Origin of the sequence: Micromonospora sp. NPDC005197 (assembly GCF_040608295.1) — a bacterium.
In the GTDB taxonomy this organism is placed as follows: domain Bacteria; phylum Actinomycetota; class Actinomycetes; order Mycobacteriales; family Micromonosporaceae; genus Micromonospora.
In genome coordinates, this window is record NZ_JBEXHY010000102.1 from 1 (window position 1) to 19,432 (window position 19,432).

Annotated in this window: 17 protein-coding genes; 14 read left to right on the top strand and 3 right to left on the bottom strand. The window is 72.6% G+C overall.

Annotated features, from left to right (window positions below):
• Positions 1-1,343: transcription termination factor Rho (gene rho, locus ABZU46_RS24775; RefSeq protein WP_354861480.1), on the top strand; the 1,343-nt coding region annotated here is incomplete at its 5' end.
• A gap of 288 nt (positions 1,344-1,631) precedes the next feature.
• On the top strand, positions 1,632-5,135 hold the full coding sequence (locus ABZU46_RS24780) for a phosphodiester glycosidase family protein (protein ID WP_354861482.1): 3,504 nt from the start codon (positions 1,632-1,634) through the stop codon (positions 5,133-5,135).
• Positions 5,136-5,178: 43 nt separating this feature from the next.
• On the opposite strand, the gene ABZU46_RS24785 is transcribed toward ABZU46_RS24780, so the two are convergent.
• A complete protein-coding gene (locus ABZU46_RS24785) occupies positions 5,179-6,075 on the bottom strand; it encodes an AAA family ATPase (RefSeq protein ID WP_354861483.1) in 897 nt (298 codons plus the stop codon).
• Positions 6,076-6,353: 278 nt separating this feature from the next.
• On the opposite strand from ABZU46_RS24785, the gene rpmE reads away from it, so the two are divergent.
• Both rpmE and prfA read left to right on the top strand, forming a co-directional pair.
• Positions 6,354-6,578 carry a 50S ribosomal protein L31 gene (gene rpmE, locus ABZU46_RS24790; RefSeq protein ID WP_007464546.1) on the top strand — a complete coding sequence of 75 codons (225 nt, stop codon included), beginning with the start codon at positions 6,354-6,356 and terminating at the stop codon, positions 6,576-6,578.
• 127 nt (positions 6,579-6,705) lie between these two features.
• Positions 6,706-7,794, top strand: a complete 1,089-nt coding sequence (gene prfA / locus ABZU46_RS24795) for a peptide chain release factor 1 (RefSeq protein WP_354861485.1) — start codon at positions 6,706-6,708, stop codon at positions 7,792-7,794.
• Positions 7,795-7,914: 120 nt separating this feature from the next.
• Here prfA and ABZU46_RS24800 read toward each other — a convergent pair whose 3' ends face one another.
• Entirely contained in the window at positions 7,915-9,462 is a 1,548-nt protein-coding gene (locus tag ABZU46_RS24800; RefSeq protein WP_354861486.1) for a GGDEF domain-containing protein, read from the bottom strand.
• 72 nt (positions 9,463-9,534) lie between these two features.
• Here ABZU46_RS24800 and prmC point away from each other — a divergent pair, with 72 nt between their 5' ends.
• From prmC to ABZU46_RS24820, 4 genes are all read left to right on the top strand, one after another.
• The gene (prmC, locus tag ABZU46_RS24805) at positions 9,535-10,482 is read left to right on the top strand and encodes a peptide chain release factor N(5)-glutamine methyltransferase (RefSeq protein WP_354861488.1); all 948 of its coding nucleotides are present in this window, start codon (positions 9,535-9,537) and stop codon (positions 10,480-10,482) included.
• Complete coding sequence (locus tag ABZU46_RS24810; protein WP_234588740.1) at positions 10,482-11,129, top strand: L-threonylcarbamoyladenylate synthase; 648 nt, start codon at positions 10,482-10,484, stop codon at positions 11,127-11,129. Before prmC ends, ABZU46_RS24810 begins: the two co-directional genes overlap by 1 nt.
• Entirely contained in the window at positions 11,130-11,741 is a 612-nt protein-coding gene (locus ABZU46_RS24815; RefSeq protein ID WP_354861489.1) for a phosphotyrosine protein phosphatase, read from the top strand.
• Positions 11,742-11,847: 106 nt separating this feature from the next.
• Complete coding sequence (locus ABZU46_RS24820) at positions 11,848-13,962, top strand: transglycosylase domain-containing protein (RefSeq protein WP_354861491.1); 2,115 nt, start codon at positions 11,848-11,850, stop codon at positions 13,960-13,962.
• A gap of 19 nt (positions 13,963-13,981) precedes the next feature.
• Here ABZU46_RS24820 and ABZU46_RS24825 read toward each other — a convergent pair whose 3' ends face one another.
• Entirely contained in the window at positions 13,982-15,445 is a 1,464-nt protein-coding gene (locus tag ABZU46_RS24825) for an SDR family oxidoreductase (protein WP_354861493.1), read from the bottom strand.
• Positions 15,446-15,480: 35 nt separating this feature from the next.
• Between ABZU46_RS24825 and glyA the strand changes: the two genes are divergently transcribed.
• The 6 genes from glyA (at position 15,481) to ABZU46_RS24855 (ending at position 19,285) form a co-directional block, all read left to right on the top strand.
• Positions 15,481-16,770, top strand: a complete 1,290-nt coding sequence (glyA, locus tag ABZU46_RS24830; RefSeq protein ID WP_354861494.1) for a serine hydroxymethyltransferase — start codon at positions 15,481-15,483, stop codon at positions 16,768-16,770.
• Positions 16,763-17,188 (top strand): hypothetical protein, encoded by a 426-nt coding sequence (locus ABZU46_RS24835; RefSeq protein WP_354861496.1) that lies wholly within the window; start codon positions 16,763-16,765, stop codon positions 17,186-17,188. The genes glyA and ABZU46_RS24835 overlap by 8 nt, the downstream gene beginning before the upstream one ends.
• Positions 17,189-17,381: 193 nt before the next feature.
• A complete protein-coding gene (locus ABZU46_RS24840; protein WP_266245732.1) occupies positions 17,382-17,618 on the top strand; it encodes an AtpZ/AtpI family protein in 237 nt (78 codons plus the stop codon).
• Positions 17,619-17,629: 11 nt separating this feature from the next.
• A complete protein-coding gene (gene atpB / locus ABZU46_RS24845; RefSeq protein ID WP_007464525.1) occupies positions 17,630-18,427 on the top strand; it encodes a F0F1 ATP synthase subunit A in 798 nt (265 codons plus the stop codon).
• A 63-nt stretch (positions 18,428-18,490) separates the two neighbouring features.
• Positions 18,491-18,718, top strand: a complete 228-nt coding sequence (locus tag ABZU46_RS24850) for an ATP synthase F0 subunit C (RefSeq protein ID WP_007464523.1) — start codon at positions 18,491-18,493, stop codon at positions 18,716-18,718.
• Between the two features lie 27 nt (positions 18,719-18,745).
• Positions 18,746-19,285, top strand: a complete 540-nt coding sequence (locus ABZU46_RS24855) for a F0F1 ATP synthase subunit B (protein WP_354861498.1) — start codon at positions 18,746-18,748, stop codon at positions 19,283-19,285.
• Positions 19,286-19,432 lie beyond the last annotated feature (147 nt).

Below are 19,432 nucleotides of genomic sequence, written 5' to 3' on the forward strand. Positions count from 1 at the left end.
CCGAGCGCACCGACCGTTCGGAGCGCGCCGACCGCAACGACCGCGGCCAGCGTGTCGAGCGGGACAACGACGACGACGACGGTGAGGGCGGCGGTCGGCGTGGCCGGCGCAGCCGCTTCCGGGACCGTCGGCGTGGCCGTGGCGAGCGGGCGGAGACCGGTGGTGACACCGGTGGCCGTGAGCCGCAGGTCGGCGAGGACGACGTGCTCGTCCCCGTGGCCGGCATCATCGACGTGCTCGACAACTACGCCTTCGTGCGGACGACCGGTTACCTGGCCGGCCCGAACGACGTGTACGTCTCGATGTCCCAGATCAAGAAGTACGGTCTGCGCCGCGGTGACGCGATCACCGGCGCGGTGCGTGCGGCCCGCGAGGTCGGCAACACCGGTGACCAGCGGCGGGACAAGTACAACCCGCTGATGCGGCTGGACACGATCAACGGGATGGAGCCGGACGAGGCGCGGCGGCGGCCGGAGTTCTACAAGCTCACGCCGCTCTACCCGCAGGAGCGCCTGCGGCTGGAGACCGAGCCGCACATCCTGACCACCCGGGTCATCGACCTGGTCATGCCGATCGGCAAGGGCCAGCGGGCGCTCATCCAGTCGCCGCCGAAGGCGGGTAAGACGATGGTGCTCCAGGCGATCGCGAACGCGATCACCCGGAACAACCCGGAGTGCCACCTCATGGTGGTGCTGGTCGACGAGCGGCCCGAAGAGGTCACCGACATGCAGCGGTCGATCAAGGGCGAGGTCATCGCGGCCACGTTCGACCGTCCGCCGCAGGACCACACGACGGTGGCGGAGCTGGCCATCGAGCGGGCCAAGCGCCTGGTCGAGCTGGGTCACGACGTCGTCGTGCTGCTCGACTCGGTGACCCGGCTCGGTCGGTCGTACAACCTGGCGGCGCCGGCCAGCGGCCGGATCATGTCGGGTGGTATCGACTCCACCGCGCTCTACCCGCCGAAGCGCTTCCTCGGCGCGGCCCGCAACATCGAGAACGGCGGGTCGCTGACCATCATCGCCACGGCGCTGGTGGAGACCGGGTCCATGGCGGACACGGTCATCTTCGAGGAGTTCAAGGGCACCGGCAACGCCGAGTTGAAGCTGGACCGGAAGATCGCCGACAAGCGCACCTTCCCGGCCATCGACATCAACCCGTCCGGCACCCGGAAGGAAGAGGTCCTGCTCGCGCCCGAGGAGCTGGCCATCATCCACAAGCTCCGCAAGGTGCTGCACTCGCTGGACTCGCAGGCGGCGATGGATCTCCTGCTGGACCGGCTCAAGCAGTCCCGCACCAACATCGAGTTCCTGATGCAGATCGCGAAGTCGACGCCGGGGGAGTAACCGTTCCCGGTTGACCGACGACGAAGGGGCACGGCCATAGCGGCCGTGCCCCTTCGTCGTGTCCGCCCATCGTCCTTTGCTCTGCTTCAACCGGCGCAACACTTCGGGGCGCTTTGTGTTGCGTCCGTTGAAGCAGAGCAAAGGGGAACGAGAGGGAGCGGCCGGCCCTGCTCGCACGCCACCAGAGGGGGTTCGGCGGGGAGCCAGGAGCCGGGGTTGGCGGAATTTTCCTCCGGTTCAGTCGACAGGTCTTGAAACTTCTATTCACTGCCGGGTTGACTGTCGTCCATGCGTACCCGCAGACGATCCGCCCGTCGCACCGGTGTCCTGCTGCTGACGCCGCTGCTCGCCCTGGCCGTGTCGCCGCCGGCCACCGCCGCGCCGCCGGCACCGTCGGTGGCCACCCGGCCCGTGGCGTCGCCGCCCGCGCTCCCGGCCACCGCCGCCGAGGACGCACCGGCCGCGTCGTCCCACCCGGCCGACTCGGTCAGCCTCGCCGCCGACCCGACCGCCGCGACCGCCCCGACCGCCGCCGCTGGCGGACTGGAGCCGGCCGGCGGCCTGGAGACCACGAAGGCCACCCGTCCGGTCGCGCCGGGCGTGCAGCTCACCTCCTTCGACAGGTACGACGCCGATGGCTGGCTGCGCGCCGACGCGCTCACCACCGACCTGGCCGGCGGGTCCACGGTCGACTACGTCAACTCCGGCGCGGTCAGCCGGGCCGAGCCGCTGCGCAAGGCGGTGGACGACTCGCGGGCGGTCGCCGCGGTCAACGGCGACTTCTTCGACATCAACAACTCCGGGGCCGCGCAGGGCGTCGGCATCCGCGACGACGAGCTGATCCAGTCGGCGGTCGGCGGTCACCGCAACGCCGTGGCGGTCACCGCCACCGGGATCGGTCGCGTGGTCGAGGTGAACTTCGACGGCAGCGCCACCCTGCCCACCGGGCCGGTGGCGCTGACCCAGTTCAACAACATGGTGCAGGCCGACGGCATCGGCGCGTTCACCGAGCTGTGGGGGACGTACTCCCGGCAGCGTGCCGTGGAGGGCGCGGCCCGGGTGGTCGAGGTGACAGTGACCGGCGGCCGGGTGGCCGCGGTGGCCGGCGTGGCCGGCAGCGGCCCGGTCGTCGCCGGCAGCACGGTGCTGCTCGGCCGCGACGCCGGCGCGGACGCGCTGGGCGGGCTGCACGTCGGTGACCCGGTCCCGGTGACCTGGCGGCCGAAGTCGTCCGACGGGAGCGCCCTGCACGCGGCGGTCGGAGGTGGCAACGTCCTGGTCCGCGACGGCGTCGTGCAGAGCATCGCCGATGCGACCCTCGCCCCGCGTACGGCGGTCGGGTTCAGCGCCGACGGCCAGAAAATGATCATGCTGACCGTGGACGGCCGGCAGGTCGACAGCCGCGGCGTGACGCAGACCGAGATGGGCCGGATGATGGCCGAGCTGGGCGCCCGGGACGCGCTCAACCTCGACGGTGGCGGATCGTCCACGCTGCTGGCCCGGGAGCCGGGCGCGTCGGCCGTGCAGGTGGAGAACGGCCCCTCCGACGGCAGCGAACGGGCGGTGCCCAACGGCCTGGCCATCTACGCGCCGAAGGGCAGCGGCCGGCTCACCGGCTACTGGGTCGAGACGTCCAGCGATCCCACCGCCGCCCCGGGCGTCTCGCCGGTGCGCGGTGGCCGGCCCGACCGGGTCTTCCCCGGGCTGACCCGCACCCTCACCGCGGCCGGCTACGACGAGACGTACGGCCCGGCCGCGGGTGCGCCCACCTGGCGGGCCACCCCGGCTGCCCGGGGCCGCATCGACCGTGACGGGGTCTTCCACGCCGGCACGCCGGGAGCCAGCACGGTCACCGCCGCACGGGGTCGGGCGACCGGCTCGCTGGGCCTCACAGTCCTGGGCCCGCTGACCCGGCTCGGCGCCACGGTGCCACGGATCGGGCTGACCGGCCGGGACGGCAACGCCCTGGTCGGGGTGGTCGGCTACGACGCCGAGGGCAACACCGCGCCGATCGAGCCGGCGGACCTCACCCTCGACTACGACCACGACCTGCTGCGGATCGCCCCGAGCCGGGACGGCAACCTCACCGTCACCGCGCTGCGCGACACCGGCTCCGCCCTGGTGACCGTCCGCGTCGGACGGACGAGCACCGTCCTGCCGGTCACGGTCGGGCTGACCGACGTGCCGGTCGCCGGCTTCGACGACGCGGCGTCCTGGCGGTTCAGCCAGGCCCGCGCCAGCGGCTCGGTCGCGCCGGCGCCAGGTCACACCGGCACCGGCCTGAAGATGTCGTACGACTTCAGCCAGTCCACCGGCACCCGGGCCGCGTACGCCGACCCGCCGGCCTGGATCGAGGTGCCCGGCCAGCCGCAGGCCTTCGGCATGTGGATCCACGGCAACGGCACCGGGGAGTGGCCGAGCCTGCACCTGCACGACGCGCAGGACACCCAGCACGTGCTGCGCGGCCCGCTGATCACCTGGACCGGCTGGCGGTACGTGGAGTTCGCGGTGCCGGCCGGGGTGCAGTACCCGGTACGGGTGCGCCGCTTCTACGTGGCCGAGACCAACGCCGCCGCGCAGTACACCAGCGAAGTGATCATCGATGACCTGGTGGCGAAGGTGCCGCCGACGGTCGACGTGCCGGCGGCGGCCCCGCGCACCGACCTGGTGGTGGTCCGCGACGGCACGGTGGACGGCGCGCCCTGGCGGTTCGCGGTGCTCTCCGACGCCCAGTTCGTCGCCGCCGACCCGGACAGCGACCTGGTCGCCCAGGCCCGGCGGACGCTGCGCGAGGTGAAGGCCGCCCGGCCGGACTTCCTGCTGATCAACGGTGACTTCGTGGACACGGCCTATCCGGCCGACTTCGCGCTGGCCCGGCGCATCCTCGACGAGGAACTGGGCGACGCGCTGCCCTGGTACTACGTCCCCGGCAACCACGAGATCATGGGTGCCCCGATCAGCAACTTCGAGGCCGCGTTCGGCGCCACCTCGCGGGTGTTCGACCACGCCGGCACCCGGTTCGTCACGCTGAACTCGTCCACCGGGACGCTGCGTGGTGGCGGCTTCGACCAGGTGCGGATGCTGCGCGAGACGCTGGACGCGGCGGCCACCGACCCGCGCGTCGGCTCGGTCGTCGTCCTGCACCACCACCCGGCGCGTGACCCGAGCCCGGCGCAGGCCAGCCAGCTCGGCGACCGCAAGGAGGCGGCGCTGCTGGAGCAGTGGCTGGCCGACTTCCAGCACCGCACCGGCAAGGGCGCGCTGTTCGTGGGCGGGCACGTCGGCACCTTCCACGCCGACCGGGTCGACGGGGTGCCCTACGTGATCAACGGCAACTCGGGCAAGACGCCGTCGACCCCCGCCGACCAGGGCGGCTTCACCGGCTGGACGGAGTTCGGTGTCGACCCGGTCACCCCGGCCGAGGCCGACCGGGCCCGTCGCGACCCGCTCGCCGAGGGGCCCCGCTGGGTGGACGCGGAGTTCCACGCGCACACCGACCGGCTGACGCTCGCCGCACCGGCCCGCGTCGCGGTCGGCGCCCCGGCGGCGGTCACCGCCACGCTCACCCAGCCCGGCGGCCGTACGGTCCCGGTGGCCGCTCCCGTCAGCGCCGACTGGACCGCCTCGCCGAACCTGCACATCGGCTCGGCGGCCGGCGTGCGCCCGTGGCACACCGCCCGCTTCGACCCCGCCACCGGCACCCTGACCGTACTGCGCCCCGGCGCACCCGTACGCCTGAGCGTCACCGTCAACACCATCCGCGCCGAAGCCACCATCTCGCTCATCCGGTGAGCGCCTAGCAGGGCCCTTCCCCGCCGAAGGGCCCTGCTCGCGCTCAGAAGTCGCCGTCGGCCACCTGGAAGACGGTGAGGCCGAGGGCTCGCCACATCTGCACCACCTGGACGCGGTCGTCGAAGACGCCGGCCACCCGGTAACGGTCCCGGATCTCCCGGTCGTAGATCTCCCGCTTCACGATCGAGTCCTTCCGGGAGTCGCCGACGGCCCGCAGGTGCAGGCCCAGGTAGGGGACCCGGACGTGCCGGGCCAGCCACGCCTCGGTGGCCGCGCGGGCGGAGGCGTCCCTCCCGGAGCAGAAGACCACCCCGTACCCGGCCGCGTGCATCGCCCGGACCGCCGCGATCACCGCCGTGTTCGGCTCGTCCTCGCCCACCCGGGTCATGTCGTACGGGCTGCGGGACACGGCCAGCGCGACGGTGCCGTCGATGTCCACCAGGACGATCTCGGGTGGCTCGGTCGACGGCGGGTGCACGACGGCGGGGCGCCCGGTGCGGGCCTGCGGCACCGGCAACGGCAGGGTCCGCCCCTCGAGGTACCGCTCGTGCAGCCGACGGATGGCCTCGGCCCCGACCTGTTCGGCCGCCGGGCGGGCGGCGTCGCGGCGCAGGCATTCGGCAAGCGGCACGTCGGTGAAGTCGTGCACCTCGAAATCCGCGCCGTGGCGGACGGCCAACTCGGCCCAGTCGCGCAGCGTCCGCGAGCGCAGGTTGGTGTCGTCCACGCAGACGTCCGCCCGGGCCCGCAGCAACGCCTCGACCTGGGCCCGCTGTACGACGGTCACCTGGGCCTCGGCCCACTGGGTGAAGAGCCGCTCGCCGTGCAGCATCCGGCGCAGGTCGTCCCGGTTGACCCGGACGACGGACGGCTGAAGCGTGCGGGCGAACGTCGTCTTGCCCGAGGCGGGCAGTCCCCGGGTGGCGATCAGGCGGGTCATCGGCGGCGCACCTTCGGCTCGGCGTGCGTACCCCCGGCGGGGTACCCGGCGGTGGTCCGCCGGGTGGGCGAATGCCCTGTCGGGCGGTGGGAATGCGGACGGGGAGGCACGTGTTGACGATGCCGGACGAGGTGTGCGGCCCGCTTACCGGGTCGGCTCCGGCCCATGGCACACTGGTCAATCGGCCACCGGTTCCGGTTCACGCCCGAGCCCGTCGCGTACGGCGCGACGAGCGATGACGGCGACCCGGCGACCACCAACGAGAGGACCGAGGCGAGATGAAGGCAAACATCCACCCGGAGTACGTGACCACCGAGGTCAGCTGCTCCTGTGGCAACACGTTCACGACCCGCAGCACCGCCAAGGGCGGGGCGATCCACGTCGAGACCTGCAGCGCCTGCCACCCGTTCTACACCGGTAAGCAGCGCGTTCTCGACACCGCCGGCCGGGTCGCGAAGTTCCAGCAGAAGTACGCCAAGGTTCAGGCCAAGAAGGCCAAGTAACTCCCCGTTCGGCGCCCGCGTCCGGTTTTGCACCGGACGCGGGCGCCGTCCGCGTTTCGCCTGTTTCCACGCGCCGTCGGCTCTCGGGGCCGGCCCGGTGTCGCACCGTCGAAGGAGCATCCGCAGCATGAGCAGCGAGCGTCTGGCCGGCCTCCTCGACGAGTACGCGGAGCTGGAGAAGCGGCTGGCCGACCCGGCCATCCACGCCGACCAGGCCACCGCGCGCCGGGTGGGCCGCCGGTACGCCGAGCTGGTGCCGCTGCACAAGGCCGCCGGTGAGCTGGAGCAGGCGCGCGCCGACCTGGCCGCGGCCCGCGAGCTGGCCGCCGAGGATCCCTCGTTCGCGGCCGAGACCGAGGCGATCGCGGCGTCCCTGCCGGTGCTGGAGGAGCGCCTCGCCGAGCTGCTCATCCCGCGTGACCCGCACGACGCCAAGGACGTGATCGTCGAGATCAAGGCCGGTGAGGGCGGCGAGGAGTCGGCGCTGTTCGCCGGCGACCTGCTGCGGATGTACACCCGGTACGCCGAGCGGCACGGCTGGATCACCGAGGTGATCGACGCGCAGGACTCGGATCTCGGCGGCGTCAAGGACGTGTCGCTGTCGATCAAGACCAAGGGCGTGCCCGAGGGTGGGAACGGCGTCTGGTCGCGGCTCAAGTGGGAGGGCGGCGTGCACCGGGTGCAGCGCGTCCCGGTCACCGAGTCGCAGGGCCGGATCCACACCAGCGCGGCCGGGGTGCTGGTGCTCCCCGAGGCCGAGGACGTCGACGTCACCATCGACGCCAACGAGCTGCGCATCGACGTGTTCCGGTCGTCCGGGCCGGGCGGCCAGTCGGTGAACACCACCGACTCGGCGGTACGGATCACCCACCTGCCGACCGGCATCGTCGTCTCCTGCCAGAACGAGAAGTCCCAGTTGCAGAACCGGGAGCAGGCGATGCGGATCCTGCGGGCCCGGCTGCTCGCCGCCGCCCAGGAGCAGGCCGACGCCGCCGCCTCGGACGCCCGCAAGGCGCAGGTACGCACCGTGGACCGCTCGGAGCGGATCCGCACGTACAACTTCCCGCAGAACCGGATCACCGACCACCGGATCGGCTACACCGCCTACAACCTGGATCTGGCGCTCGCCGGCGACCTGGACGGGGTGCTGGACGCCCTGGCCGAGGCCGACCGCGCCGCCCGGCTGGCCGGCGACACCGAACTGACGCGCCGCTGACCGTACCGCCGGCCTGCGCGGCCGCGACCCCGGTCGATCATGGAGTTGTGGTGGGGAGTTTGTCGCGTCGTGCGCCTTTTGTGGGGGACCACAAGTCCTTGATCGACCCCGTAAGGGGGGTCAGCTCGCGCGGGGGCGTGACTTCGCGCGCAGCATCTCCCGGTCGGCCTGCTCGAATGCGACGCTGAGCGCGTCGCGCAGCCCGCCGCCGCCGGAGACCTCGGCGAAGCCGATGCTCACCCCGACCGGGGTGCCCGGCACCAGGGACTCCCAGTCCTCGTTGCGCACGGCCGCCTCGATCCGGCGGGCCACCTCGGCGGCCTCGGTCATGCCGGTCTCCGGGAGCACCACCACGAACTCGTCCCCGCCGTAGCGGGCCACGAAGTCACCCCGGCGCATCACCCGGTTGATCACCCCGGCGATGCGTTGCAGCACCAGGTCGCCGGAGTGGTGCCCGTGGCGGGTGTTGACCGCCTTGAAGCCGTCCAGGTCGCAGACGCCGATGACCACCCGCTCGCCCCGGGTGACCACAGCGGTGATGTACCGCTCCAGCCTGCGCCGGTTGGGTAGCCCGGTGAGCGGGTCGGTCAGCGCTTCGCCCTCGTACCGGGCCGCCTCCCGACGCATCTCCTCGTGGTCGATCCGGGCGGCGATGCCGTCGATGTAGACGTCGCGCAGCCGGTCGTTGCGTTGCGCGGCGAGCCGGAACGCCAGCCGGTCCGCCCGGTGCGCCGCCGGGTGGTCGCCAGCGCGGGCCAGCGCGATGCTGCGCAGCCGGGCCGGCTCGGCCGCGCCGAGCGTCTCGGTGGACACCCGGATGGTGTCCAGCCGGGCGACCGCCTCGATGGGCCGACCATCCGCGACGGCCAGGCAGACCATGCCGAGCTGTCGCATGTCCCGCGCCCGGGCGCTGTCCCCGCCGTGGCTGAGCAGGTGGGACGGCTGGGTCTCGCCGGTCGGCTCCAGCGGGTCGCCGAGCGCTGCCTGACGTGCCGCCGAGTATCCGTACGCGGCGAGGCTGCTCGGGCGCAGCCGGCCGGCCCGCCCACTGCGGACGAACCGGGCCAGATCGGCCGCGACGTCCCGCAGCACCCGCAGGCAGCCGTCGCTGTCCCCGTTGTGGTCCAGTGCCACCGCGTTGCGCAGCCGGATGCCCGGTGCGGCGAACGTCTCCTCCGGGATGCCGGCGGTCAACCCGAGCTGCCGCGCGCGTTCGATCGCGCCCAGGGCGTAGCCGTGGAAGCTGAGGTAGCTGTAGGCCATCGCGAGGTCGTGCCAGCCCCACGCGGTGTCCCGGTCCGGGTCCTCCACGGCGCCGAGCGCCCGGGCGGCCTTGACGAGGTGGGTGACGCAGCGGTCCAGCGCGCCCTGATGGTGCGCGGCGAGCGCGGCCAGCGCGTTGAGGTGCCCGTGCAGGTAGGGCTCGGCGAGATCCCGAACGGCCGCCGACGCCTCCTCGATCGCCCGCGTGAACTCCGCCGTCCGACCGAGATTGATCAGCGCGGAGAGGCGCTGCACCAGGGCGTCCGCACGGGCGGCCGGGTCGCTGGTGGTGCGGATCACCCGCTCCAGCAACGCGTACGACTCCGCCGAGCGACTTGCTTCTTGCAAAGCCCGCGCCTGCGTGAGGGTGTCAACCTGGTCATCGACCCGGTCGAGCCAGCCCACCCACAACCTCCTGCCGTGTGCGTCTTGCCGCACCCGTTCGTCGCGTCGTCCGTGACGCCTCATGATTGTCGCGTGACCACTCTGCCGCAACACCCCCCCGAAGGGACAGGACGTACCCGTCCGTCCGCCGCGGTCGCCCGCGCGGCGCGGGCGCTCGCCGCCGCCGGGGTGGGCCCGGCGCGCGTGGAGGCCGAGCTGCTGGCGGCGTACGTGCTGGGGGTGCCCCGGGGTCGGCTGGCGCTCGCCGACGACCTGGACGACGCCCAGCTGGCCCGGCTCGACGAGCTGGTCGGCCGCCGCGCCGGTCGGGAGCCGTTGCAGCACCTGACCGGTCGGGCCGGATTCCGGCATCTGGAGCTGGCGGTCGGTCCGGGCGTCTTCGTGCCCCGCCCGGAGACGGAGCTGCTGGCGGGCTGGGGTGTCGAGCAGGGCCGGAGCAGACCCGAGCCGCTGATCGTGGATCTGTGCAGCGGCACCGGCGCGATCGCCCTGGCGGTGGCGCAGGAGCTGCCCGGGGCGCGGGTGATCGCGGTCGAGCGGTCCGCGGCGGCGTTGGCGTGGCTGCGCCGCAACGCGGCCGAGCGGGCCGCCGCGGGCGACCGGCCGATCGAGGTGGTCGAGGCCGACGTGACGGCGCCGGACCTGCTGGCGCACCTGGTGGGGCGGGTGGACGTGCTGCTCTGCAACCCGCCGTACGTGCCGGTGGAGGTGGTGGTGCCGCCGGAGGTGGCCGCGCACGATCCGGCGGAGGCGGTCTTCGGCGGCATGGACGGTCTGGCGGTGATCCGACCGGTGATCACCCGGGCGGCGGCGCTGCTGCGCCCCGGCGGCGTCATCGGGGTCGAGCACGACGACACGCACGACGTGGCGGTCCCGGCGTTGTTCGCCTCCGACGGCCGGTTCGCGGCCGTCACGGAGCATCTGGACCTCACCGGCCGCCCTCGCTACGCCACCGCGTCCCGACGGGCGGACGGCCAGCACACCGCGCCCGGGCCGGCGTGGCAGACTGACTCCTCGTGATGCTCTACGACTGCCGATCGCCCGCCGATCGGGACCGCGGCATCGCTGCGGCCATCGAGGCGGTCAAGAACGGCGAGCTGGTCGTCCTCCCGACGGACACCGTCTACGGGATCGGCGCGGACGCGTTCACGCCCTACGCGGTCAAGGCGCTGCTGGACGCGAAGGGCCGGGGCCGGCAGATGCCGCCGCCGGTGTTGATCGGTTCGCGCCACACCCTGGACGGGTTGGTCTTCTCGCTGCCCACGGCAGCACGGGACCTGGTGGAGGCGTTCTGGCCGGGTGCGCTGACCATCGTGGTCGAGCACTCGCCGAGCCTCCAGTGGGACCTGGGCGACAAGACGGGCACGGTGGCGGTGCGGATGCCGCTGCACCCGGTGGCCCTGGAGGTGCTGCGGGAGACCGGCCCGATGGCGGTCTCCTCGGCCAACAAGACCGGCCAGCCGGCGGCGGTTACCGCCGAGGAGGCACGTGACCAGCTCAGCTACTCGGTGCGCGCGTACCTGGAGGCCGGGCCCTGCCCGGATCCGGTGCCGAGCACGATCGTGGACCTGACCGGCGAGGTGCCGCAGTTGCTGCGGGCCGGCGCGATCCCGCTGGAGAAGCTGCGCGACGTCGTCCCGGATCTTCTCGACGTCCAGGGGGCCTGAGTGCCCCCGTTCACCGTCCTGCACGTCTGCATGGGCAACATCTGTCGTTCGCCGATGGCCGAGCGACTGCTCGCCCTCGCGGTGCGGGAGCGGTTGGCCCGGCGTGCGCAGGACCCGGCCGCCGCCGAGGAGCTGGTGCACAGCCACAGCGCCGGCACCGGCGGCTGGCACGCGGGCGAGGAGATGAACCCGCCGGCGGCGCGACAGGTCATCGACCGTGGCGGCGCCGTCGAGGGGTTCGCGGCGCGCAAGCTGCGCTCGGACCACATCGACGCCGCCGACCTGGTCCTGACGGCCACGGCCGACCAGCAGGAGTACGTGGTCGCGCTCCGTCCGGACGCGGCGGCCCGCACCTTCGTGCTGGGTGAGTTCGGCCGGCTGCTCGCCGCGGTGGACGCCGCCGCGTTGCCGGCGGCCGAAGCCACCCCGGAGGCGGTGTACGCCCGGGGCGTGGCCCTGGTGGCGGCTGCGCACGACAACCGGCTGGGCGCCTCCGCGCTGCCCACCGACGATCTCGACGATCCCTGGGGTCGCGGCGACCAGTGCTTCACCCGGGTCGCGGACGAGATCGAGGAGACGGTCCACCCGCTGGCCGCCGCGCTGCTGCCCTGAGCGACCTGCGAGTTTCCTCCGGGTTTGGGGAAAACCAGGGGCGAAAGGGGTGTTCCGGGTCATTCTGAACGGGTCCTAGCGTGACCGGCTCCTGCGGGGAGAGCTGATGATCCGGGCCCGACTCGACAAACTGCTGACCGTGGTGATCGCCGGCGTGCTGGCCGGCCTGGTGCTGGCCGGAGCCGCCCTACCCGCGGCCCTGGTCTTCGGAATTGGCTTCAGCGCCCTGTCCACGCCCTACTCGGAGCTGCCCAGCACGCTGCGCACGCCGCCCACCGCCCAGCGCTCCAACCTCTACGCCAACGACGGCACCACCCTGATCACGTCCTTCTACCAGGAGGACCGGGTGGACGTTCCGCTGCGTGAGGTCGCCCCGGTGATGCGGCAGGCCATCGTGGCCGCCGAGGACGTCCGGTTCTACCAGCACAGCGGGGTGGACCTGCGCGGTGTGGTGCGCGCCTTCACGGTGAACAAGCGTGACGGCAGGACCCGGCAGGGCGCCTCCACCCTGACCATGCAGTACGTCCGCAACGTGCTCAGCAGCGACCCCCGGCTGACCGAGCGGCAGCGCCAGGCGGCCACCGAGGTCACCACCGCCCGCAAGCTCCAGGAGATGCGGTACGCGCTGGCGCTGGAGCGGGAGCTGAGCAAGGAGGACATCCTCACCCGCTATCTCAACATCGCCTACTTCGGGGCCGGGGCGTACGGGATCGGGGCGGCCAGCAAGCGCTACTTCTCCCGCTCGCCGGCCGAGTTGACCCTGGCCCAGGCCGCGCTGCTGGCCGGGCTGGTCCGCTCGCCGGACAGCGACGACCCGATCAACGGGGACGCCGACAGCGCCCTGGGCCGACGGACGTACGTGCTCGAGCGGCTGGTCGAGACCGGTCAGGTGTCGGCCGACGCGGCGGCGGCGGCGCAGGCCGAGCCGTTGCAACTGCGACCCAGCGAGACGCCGAACGACTGCACGGGGGTGCCCGACGGGCACAACGACTGGGGCTTCTTCTGCGACTGGTTCACCCGCTGGTGGAGCAGCCAGTCGGCGTTCGGGTCGAGTGCCGACGAGCGGAAGCGCACGTTGCGCCGGGGCGGCTTCTCCATCGTCTCGTCGCTGGACCCGGCGGTGCAGCGGGCCACCACCGAGCAGGTGCTGAAGATCTACCGCCTGACCGACGCGCGGGCGGTGCCCACCGCCGTGGTGCAGCCCGGCACCGGCCGGGTGCTGGCGATGTCGGTGAACCGCACCTACAGCGTCGCGGCCAACCCGGTCGGGCAGAAGAACCATCCGAACACGGTCAACCAGCTCGTCGCCGGCGGCGGGGCCATCGAGGGCTACCAGGGCGGCTCGACGTTCAAGCTCTTCGCCATGCTGGCCGCGCTGGAGTCCGGCCTGCCGCTGTCGACCGAGTTCACGGCGCCGACCCAACTGCTCACCCGGTTCCCGGTGACGGGGGCGGGAAGCTGCGACGGCCGCTGGTGCCCGTCGAACGCCAGTCCCTCGTCGATGAACGGCCCCCGCACCATGTGGACCGCGTTCGGCCGGTCGGTGAACACGTACTTCGCGTGGCTGACCGAGCGGGTCGGCGCCGACCGGGTGGTGGAGATGGCCGAGCGGCTGGGCATCGTGCTGCGGGCCGACTCCGACGAGCGGCTGGCCCGCTACGGCGCGAAGGACTGGGGCCCGTTCACCCTGGGCGTGGCCGCGACGACCCCGCTGGACCTGGCGACGGCGTACGCCACGGTGGCGGCCGAGGGGACCTGGTGCGCGCCGCTGCCGGTGGTCTCGATCAGCGACTCGGCCGGCCGGCCGGTGGACGCCGCCAAGCCGGACTGTCGACAGGTGCTCGACACCGACGTGGCGCGGGCGGCGGCGGACGCGGCCCGCTGCCCCGTGGGCGACCAGTCGATGTACGGGCGGTGCGACGGCGCCACCGCGCCCGACCTGCGTTCCCAGCTGGGCCGCCCGGTGGCCGGCAAGACCGGCAGCTCCGAGCGGTACGGGACGGAGACGGTGGTGGCCTTCACCCCGCAGTTGGCGGTCGCCTCGATGGCGGCCAACCCCGACGACCCGCGGGACGCGGTCGGTCAGGCGGTGCAGGCCCGGATGGCGACCGCGGTGGGGGAGGTGCTCGGCGCCGCCCTCCGCGACCAGCCGGTACGCGACTTCGTCCCGCCCAGCGAGCGCGCCGCGTTCCAGGTCACCGGGGCCCGCACCGGCAACTGACCCGTCCGAGGCGGGGTGGTCAGGAGGCCTGTTCGGCGTTGCGGGCGATGTTGCGGGCCATGCCGCCGAAGACCACGGCGTGGAACGGGGCCACCGACCCCCAGTAGGCGTGTCCGGCCAGCCCGCGGGGCAGGAAGACCGCGCGCTGCTGGTAGCGGCTGCGTCCGTTGTCGACCGGCAGCGCCCGCATCTCCAGCCAGGCGCGGCCGGGCAGTCGCATCTCCGCGCGCAGCCGCAGCAGCTCGCCCGGGACGATCTCCTCCACCCGCCAGAAGTCCAGCGCCTCGCCGACCTGGAGGCGGTGCGGGTCACGCCGGCCCCGCCGCAGCCCCACCCCGCCCACCAGCCGGTCCAGCCAGCCGCGTACCGACCAGGCGAGGGGGAACGAGTACCAGCCGTGCTCGCCGCCGACGCCCTCGATGACCCGCCAGAGCGCCGCCGGTGACGCGTCCACCGTGCGCTCCCGGACGTCGGTGTACGCGGTGCCACCGGACCAGTCCGGGTCGGTGGGCAGCGGCTCGGCCGGCGCGTCCGGACCGCTCGCGGTGGACCAGCGGGTCTCTACCTGGGCGTCGCGCACCTTGGCCAGCGCCAACGCCACGGCGTCGTCGAAGCCGGTGAGGCCGTCCGGTGGGTCGGGCACGTACCGGGCGATGTCGTGTTCGTGTGCCACGGCCTCGTGGATCAGGCTCTCCACCAGTGGGCGGGCGATCGTGTTCGGCACCGGGGTGATCAGCCCGACCCAGTGCGAGGACAGCGACGGGGTGAGCGGGCGGACCGGCACGATGATCCGCCGGCGCAGGCCGGCCACCCGGGCGTAGCGCTGCATCATGTCGCGGAAGGTGAGCACGTCCGGCCCGCCGATGTCGAAGCCGCGACTGACCTCGGGCGGCAGCGTGGTGCAGCCGGCCAGGTAGCGCAGCACGTCGCGGACCGCGATCGGCTGGATCCGGTTGCGGACCCACCGGGGGGTGACCATGGCGGGCAGCCGCTCGGTCAGGTAGCGCAGCATCTCGAACGACGCCGACCCGGACCCGATGATCACCGCGGCGCGGAGCACCGCCGTGGGCACCCCGCTGGCCAGCAGGATCCGACCCACCTCGGCCCGGGACCGCAGGTGCGGGGAGGGGACCTCGGCGTCGGCCGCCGGCTCCGGGCCGCCCAGATACACGATCCGGCGTACGCCGGCCGCGCGGGCGGCAGTCGCGAAGTTGGTCGCCGCCTCCCGGTCGGCGGCCTCGAAGTCCGCTCGGCCCAGCGAGTGCACCAGGAAGTACGCGACGTCGACGTCGGCGAACGCGGCGGGCAGCGTCTCCGGGCGGCTCAGGTCGCCCTCGACGATCTCGGCCGCCGCGGCCCAGGGCACGTCGCGCAGCCGCACCGCCTTGCGGGCGAGGCAGCGCACGGTGTGCCCGTCGGCGAGCAGCAGCGGTGTCAGCCGCCCGCCGATGTATCCGGTGGCTCCGGTGACGAGGCATCTCACGACTCCCAGTCTGCGGCCCCCTAGACTCGTTCGCTGTGGAGACCGAGACGAGCACCTTCTGGGGGCCGGATTTCGCGCAGCTCAGGGCCACTGATCCGGAGATCGCCGGGGTGGTCCTCGGCGAGCTGGACCGGTTGCGCGGTGGCCTGCAGCTCATCGCCAGCGAGAACCTGACCTCGCCGGCGGTGCTGGCCGCGCTCGGCTCGACGCTGACCAACAAGTACGCCGAGGGCTACCCGGGCCGGCGCTACTACGGCGGCTGCGCCGAGGTGGACCGGGCCGAGGAGATCGGCATCGCCCGCGCCAAGGAGCTGTTCGGGGCCGAGCACGCCAACCTCCAGCCGCACTCGGGGGCGAGCGCCAACCTGGCCGCGTACGCCGCGCTGGTGCAGCCGGGGGACACGGTGCTGGCGATGGACCTGCCGCACGGCGGGCACCTCACCCACGGCAGCCGGGTGAACTTCTCCGGCAAGTGGTTCCACCCGGTCGGTTACCCGGTCCGCCCGGACACCGAGCTGATCGACTACGACGAGGTACGCGACCTGGCCCGGGCACACCGGCCCAAGCTGATCATCTGTGGCGCGACCGCGTACCCCCGGCTGATCGACTTCGCCCGGTTCCGGGAGATCGCCGACGAGGTCGGCGCGTACCTGATGGTCGACGCCGCGCACTTCATCGGCCTGGTCGCCGGCCGGGCCATTCCGTCCCCGGTGCCGTACGCCGACGTCGTCTGCGCGACCACCCACAAGGTGCTCCGCGGTCCGCGCGGCGGCATGATCCTCTGCCGCGAGTCGCTGGCCCAGCGGATCGACAAGGCGGTCTTCCCGTTCACCCAGGGCGGCCCGCTCATGCACGCGGTGGCGGCCAAGGCGGTCGCGCTGCGTGAGGCCGCCCAGCCCGAGTTCCAGACGTACGCCCGCCAGGTGGTCAGCAACGCCCAGGCCCTCGCGGCCGGGCTGGCCGACGAGGGGATGCGCCCGGTGTCCGGCGGCACCGACACCCACCTGGCCCTGATCGACCTGCGGGAGCTGGGGGTGACCGGCGCGGAGGCCGAGGCCCGGTGCGACGCCGCCGCGATCACGCTCAACAAGAACGCCATCCCGTACGACCCGCAGCCGCCGCTGGTGGCCTCCGGCATCCGGGTGGGCACGCCGAGCGTCACCACCCAGGGGATGCGCGAGGGGGAGCTGCGGCAGGTGGCCGCCCTGATCGCCCGCGCGGTGCGCACGGACCCGGGCGCACCGGGTGGCGCCGACGCGCTGACCCGGCTCGGCGCCGAGGTGGCCGAGCTGGCCGCGGCCTTCCCGGCGTACCCCCGTGGCTGAGCCCGGGGTGCTCGAGCCCGCCGCCGACCGGCGGTGGCGGTTGCGGCACCTGCCGGTGCTGCTGGGCGCGTCGCTGGCGCTGGCCGTGGTCGCGGCTGTCGTCGGTGCGGTGACCGGCGGCGCGACGGCGGCGTTCGGCGCGGCGGTCGGGGTGGGCGTCACGGTGCTCAGCTACACGCTGACCACGGTGGTGCTGGCCCGGGCCGACCAGGTCAACCCGCAGCTGCTGCTGCCGCTCGGCGTGGGTCTGTACGTGCTGAAGTTCACCCTGTTGGGTGTCGTGCTGGTGGCGGTGGCCGCAACCGGCTGGCCCGGGTTGATTCCTCTTTGCCTCGGCATCGTCGCCGGGGTGGCAGTGTGGACAGCGGTGCACCTCTGGTGGCTGACCAGGGTGTACGCCCGCCGGCCACGGGACTGACCCGGCGATCGGCCGGCCCGCCGTCCCAACTAGCGGACGCGCCGCAATGTGTCGGCCTCCGGTCATTTTCCGACGGGCGGAAGGGGAGTAGCGTGCCCACAGACGACGGCGCCCACGAGATGCCCACACAACGATGGTTGTGCGGGGGGTGAGGCACAGCCTCGTCTTCCCGGCTGATATCGTTCGCCCCGTCATGGCTGATGACCAAACCCCCCGCCCCGCCGGTGAACCGGACGACTATCCGTCCGGCGCCGGTCAGGGTTGGACCGCGCTCAGCTACCTCGTCGGAGGCATGCTCGTGTGGGGTTTCATCGGCTGGCTGGTCGACCAGTGGCTCGACACCGGTGGCGTCGCCACCGGGATCGGCTTCGTGCTCGGCATGGCCGGGGGAGTCATCCTGGTCATCCGCCGACTCGGCACGCCTACTTAGGAAGGGACGCGGTGTTCGGACAGGCGAACGTCCTGGCAGCGGGCCAGGCGGAATTCCCACCCAGTGTGGAGGACTTCTACCTGCCCAGCATCCTGCCCTGGGGTGCACACGACTCGTACTGGGTCACCAAGTTCACCTTGATGATCTGGATCGCGGTCGGTGTGCTGATCATCTTCTTCCTGGCTACCTACCGGAACCCGAAGCTGGTCCCGACCAAGAAGCAGTGGTTCGCCGAGTCGATCTACGGCTTCGTGCGCAACAACATCTCGGTCGACATGATCGGTCACCAGGGTGTGCGGTTCGCTCCGTACTTCACCACGCTGTTCTGCTTCGTGCTGGTGACGAACGCGTTCGCCATCATCCCGTTGTTCCAGATCTCACCGAACTCGCACATCGCCTTCCCGGCGATCCTCGCGGTGATCAGCTACGTGCTGTTCAACTACATCGGCATCCGGCACCACGGCTTCGGCAAATACTTCAAGCACGCCCTGATCCCGCCGGCACCCTGGTACATCCTGCCGCTGCTGATTCCGATCGAGGCGTTCTCGACCTTCATCATCCGGCCGTTCTCGCTGGCCGTCCGTCTCTTCGCGAACATGTTCGCCGGCCACATGCTCCTGCTGGTCTTCACGCTCGGCGGCTTCGCGATGCTCAACGCCAACGCCTGGCTGGCACCGGTCTCGGTGGTCTCCTGGGTGATGACCGTGGCGCTGACCCTGCTCGAGGCACTGGTCATCGTCCTGCAGGCCTACGTCTTCACGGTGCTGAGCGCCAGCTACATCCAGGGCGCGCTCGCCGAAGAGCACTGATCCACGCACCAACCGTTGTCGTCCCGCGTGAGAGTCACGCGTGATAACCAGGAGGAACCACTAATGGACGTTCTCGCCGCGGTAAATGGCAGCACCGCCGCCATCGGCTACGGTCTCGCGGCCATCGGCCCGGGCATCGGCGTCGGCCTGGTCTTCGCCGCCTACATCCAGTCGACCGCCCGGCAGCCGGAGTCGTCCCGGATGACCCTGCCGTACGTCTGGATCGGCTTCGCCGTCATCGAGGCGCTCGCGCTGTTCGGCATCGCCTTCGGCTTCATCTGGGCCAAGTAGTACCCGCCCCTCGACCGGGAGGTCACCATGTTCAACCTTGCCGCTGAGGGTGGTGAGTCCAGCCACAACCCGATCATTCCGATCGGGCAGGAGATCGTGGTCGGCACGATCGCCTTCGCCGTGCTCTGCTTCGTGCTGATGAAGTTCGTCTTCCCGCGGATGGAGCAGACGTTCCAGGCTCGGGTCGACGCGATCGAGGGCGGCATCAAGCGCGCCGAGGCCGCCCAGGCCGAGGCGAACCAGCTGCTCGAGCAGTACCGTGCCCAGCTCGCTGAGGCCCGCACCGACGCCGCGAAGATCCGTGACGACGCGCGGGCCGACGCCGAGGGGATCCGGCAGGACATCCTCGCCAAGGCGCGGGAAGAGTCCGACCGGGTCATCCAGGCGGGCAAGGACGCACTCGCCGCCGAGCGGGCCACCATCGTGCGCGAGCTGCGCGCGGAGGTCGGCACAATCGCGGTGGACCTGGCCAGCAAGATCGTCGGTGAGTCGCTGGCCGACGAGGCGCGACGCAAGGGCACCGTCGACCGGTTCCTGAGCGGCCTCGAGAGCACGGGGGCCCGCTGATGCAGGCCGCCAGCCGGGAGTCGTACAAGGTCGCGGCCGAGCGCCTCGACGCGTACGTCCGCGGCGCGGAGCCGTGGGGGGGGGGGGGCGCCCCCCCGGCCCCCCCCCCGACGCGGCTCGCCGCGCCGACCCGACCCGTGGCAGTCA

What these genes read in the sequence shown, in the direction of transcription:
- rpmE (WP_007464546.1), top strand. Translation starts at nt 6,354, where the DNA reads ATGAAGGCAAACATCCACCCGGAGTACGTGACCACCGAGGTCAGCTGC.
- ABZU46_RS24820 (WP_354861491.1), top strand. Translation starts at nt 11,848, where the DNA reads ATGATCCGGGCCCGACTCGACAAACTGCTGACCGTGGTGATCGCCGGC.
- ABZU46_RS24840 (WP_266245732.1), top strand. Translation starts at nt 17,382, where the DNA reads ATGGCTGATGACCAAACCCCCCGCCCCGCCGGTGAACCGGACGACTAT.
- ABZU46_RS24850 (WP_007464523.1), top strand. Translation starts at nt 18,491, where the DNA reads ATGGACGTTCTCGCCGCGGTAAATGGCAGCACCGCCGCCATCGGCTAC.
- ABZU46_RS24780 (WP_354861482.1), top strand. Translation starts at nt 1,632, where the DNA reads ATGCGTACCCGCAGACGATCCGCCCGTCGCACCGGTGTCCTGCTGCTG.
- ABZU46_RS24810 (WP_234588740.1), top strand. Translation starts at nt 10,482, where the DNA reads ATGCTCTACGACTGCCGATCGCCCGCCGATCGGGACCGCGGCATCGCT.
- ABZU46_RS24855 (WP_354861498.1), top strand. Translation starts at nt 18,746, where the DNA reads ATGTTCAACCTTGCCGCTGAGGGTGGTGAGTCCAGCCACAACCCGATC.
- ABZU46_RS24785 (WP_354861483.1), bottom strand. Translation starts at nt 6,075, where the DNA reads ATGACCCGCCTGATCGCCACCCGGGGACTGCCCGCCTCGGGCAAGACG.
- prfA (WP_354861485.1), top strand. Translation starts at nt 6,706, where the DNA reads ATGAGCAGCGAGCGTCTGGCCGGCCTCCTCGACGAGTACGCGGAGCTG.